The following is a 2,624-nucleotide window of genomic DNA, read 5'->3' on the forward strand; positions in this document are numbered from 1 at the left end:
TGGTTCATATGCTGTTCCTTTCAGAGTAAAAACACTGCCAATTAAAAAACAAGCGCGCTTGTTTTCATCAAATAATCCATTTCGCCTGGCGAAATAAAAACGAATGGGCAAAAATCCTACTGCCCGCATTCAATGAATTTGATAATAGGGAGGTAGGATGAGTAAAACCATGATTTGGATCATAGTGAAGACCAGTTAATGATTTGAGGCGCGGGCGGGATAGCAGGCTGTGATCGTTCTCTCAGGAAAGTCGGGCAATGGCGGCCGTTTTCGCCCCCGTTGCGCGGCCGCAGCAACGGGGGCGAGAGCGGGGTTACAGCATGCCGCTGCTGCCGCAGATGCGGATCTTTTCCGCCACCACTTCTTTCATCGCCAGCTTGCCGGGGACGATGTACTTGCGCGGATCGTTGGCGTCCGGGTGCTGCGAAAAGTAGCTTTTTACCGCATCGGCGAAGGCGATTTTCAATTCGGTGGCGACGTTGACCTTGCAAACGCCGAGCGAGATCGCGCGCTTGACCATCGCTTCCGGAATGCCGGAGGCGCCGTGCAGCACCAGGGGCACGTCCACCTGTTCGCGGATCAGCGCCAGGCGCTCGAAGTCCAGCTTCGGTTCGCCGTGATACAGGCCGTGGGCGGAACCGATCGCCACCGCCAGCGAATCGATGCCGGTGGCGGCGACAAACTCGCGTGCCGCGGCCGGATCGGTATAAAAGCTGTCCGCCGTATCGACGATCAGATCGTCCTCCTGCCCGCCCAGGCGGCCCAGCTCCGCCTCCACGCTGGCGCCGTAGCGGTGGCACAGGGCCACTGCGGCGGCCACCTTGGCGATATTCTGCTCGAACGGCAAATGGGAGCCGTCGATCATCACCGAGCGGATACCGCTTTTCACCTTATACTCGATGTCGTCCAGCGCTTCGTGATGATCCAGATGCAGCGCCAGCGGCAGATCGTAGCGGTGCGCGGCCGATTGGCAAATGCCGATCAGGTAGTCGGTGCCGGCATAGCTGAAGGTGCCGGGCGTGCCGGCCATGATCACCGGCGAGCGCAGCTCGGCGGCGGTCTCCGCCACCACCTGCACGGTTTCCAGATTGTGGACGTTAAACGCCGGAACGGCGTAACCCTGGCGCTGCGCCTTGAGCAGCATGTCTCGGTTGGCTATCAGATACATGGGATCTCCTTACAGCTCGGGGGAAGGAAAACGGTAAATCGTCACGCCTTTCACCACCCGGTTGACCTCGCCGGTCGGGCAGGGGTTATCCGGGGTCAGCCCCAGCGCCAGCGAACTCTCGAAGGCCAGCATCTGGCTGAACAGCAGATACGGGAATAGCAGCCAGATATCGTCAGCCGCATCGTGCATATGCAGCAGGGCATCGGACAGAGGTTGGCGTTCGCCGGTCAACCCGACCAGTTGCATCGCCTGCCCATCGCGCTGCAGCTCGTTCCACAGATCGCGGTCATACTGGCGGGCATAGTCGTTGTGGGAGAACATCAGCACCACCAACGTCTGGCCGTCGACCATGAATTTCGGGCCATGGCGCAGGCCGAGCGGCGAGTCGTAGCGCGTAACGATGCGGCCGGCGGTCAACTCCAGCATCTTGAGCGAGGCCTCTTCGGCGAGGCCAGTAAAACAGCTGCCGCCGAGGGTAATATAGCGGCGGAAACCGCTGGCGGCCAGCGCCTTCACCTGCGGCTGCAGCGTTTCGCGCAGTGCGCGGCAGCGCTGCACCATGGCGTTCAACGGCGCCTGGGCGGCCTCGAGCGAAGCCGGGCCGAGCAGCAGCGCGGCGCTCAGCATCATGCAGCTGAAGCTGGAGGTCATGGCGAAGCTCTGATCGTTGGCGCCTTGCGGCATCACCAGCGAACAGACGTTGCCACGCTGATGCGCGTACTGCGCCAGCCGGCTGTCCGGGTTGCACACCAGCATCAGATGATAGCTTTCCGGCAGCAATTGATCGGCCAGCTCCACCGTCGCCACGCTTTCCGGGCTGTTGCCCGAACGGGCGAAGGAAACCAGCAGCGTCGGCCGGTCAGGGTCAAGATACTGCAGCGGGTTGGCGACGATATCGGTGGTGCCGTAAGCCACCACGTCGCGGCCGGTGCGTTCGCGCAGCCAGGGGGCCAGGGCGCGGCCGGCAAATGCCGAGCTGCCGGCGCCGCACAAGACGATTTGCAGGCGCGGATTAGCCAGCAACGGCGCCAGGAACGGTTGCCACTGCGCCTGTTGATCCTGCAGTTGGCGGTGCAGCGCCGCCCACAAATCCGGCTGTTGCCAAATTTCTGCGGCGGTATGCCAGGCGTTGCGCTGCTTCAGCCAATTCGCCTCGTAAGAGAAATACGCGTTCATGATGACAGCTCCTTAAAAAGCCTCGGTTAACGGTCGGCGATAATCACGTCGATCCCTAAATGGTGCAGCGCCTGCAGATAGTGTTCCGGAATGCGGCTGTCGGTGACCAGGCGGTGGATCTGGCCGATGTCGCGGATCATGCAAAAGCTGGTGCGGCCGAATTTGCTGGCGTCGGCGAGGGCGATCACTTCGCGCGCCACCTCGCACATCACCCGGTTCAGCTGCGCTTCGCCCGGATCCGGCGTGGTGATGCCGCTCGCGAGATCGAAGCCGTCGACGC

2 protein-coding genes and 1 pseudogene are annotated in these 2,624 nt (G+C 61.8%); all 3 read right to left on the reverse strand.

Annotated features, from left to right (window positions below; translation table 11 throughout):
* Positions 1-313: 313 nt before the first annotated feature.
* Positions 314-1,168, reverse strand: coding sequence for a tagatose bisphosphate family class II aldolase (locus ADK28_RS10300; RefSeq protein ID WP_048795608.1), 855 nt, complete (start codon positions 1,166-1,168; stop codon positions 314-316).
* Positions 1,169-1,177: 9 nt separating this feature from the next.
* Positions 1,178-2,344, reverse strand: a complete 1,167-nt coding sequence (locus ADK28_RS10305) for an SIS domain-containing protein (RefSeq protein WP_048795609.1) — start codon at positions 2,342-2,344, stop codon at positions 1,178-1,180.
* 26 nt (positions 2,345-2,370) lie between these two features.
* A pseudogene (locus ADK28_RS10310) lies at positions 2,371-2,624 on the reverse strand (DeoR family transcriptional regulator); the annotation flags it as partial.

Source organism: Serratia sp. 506_PEND, assembly GCF_001076875.1.
GTDB lineage: Bacteria > Pseudomonadota > Gammaproteobacteria > Enterobacterales > Enterobacteriaceae > Serratia > Serratia marcescens.

What these genes read in the sequence shown, in the direction of transcription:
- ADK28_RS10300 (WP_048795608.1), bottom strand. Translation starts at nt 1,168, where the DNA reads ATGTATCTGATAGCCAACCGAGACATGCTGCTCAAGGCGCAGCGCCAG.
- ADK28_RS10305 (WP_048795609.1), bottom strand. Translation starts at nt 2,344, where the DNA reads ATGAACGCGTATTTCTCTTACGAGGCGAATTGGCTGAAGCAGCGCAAC.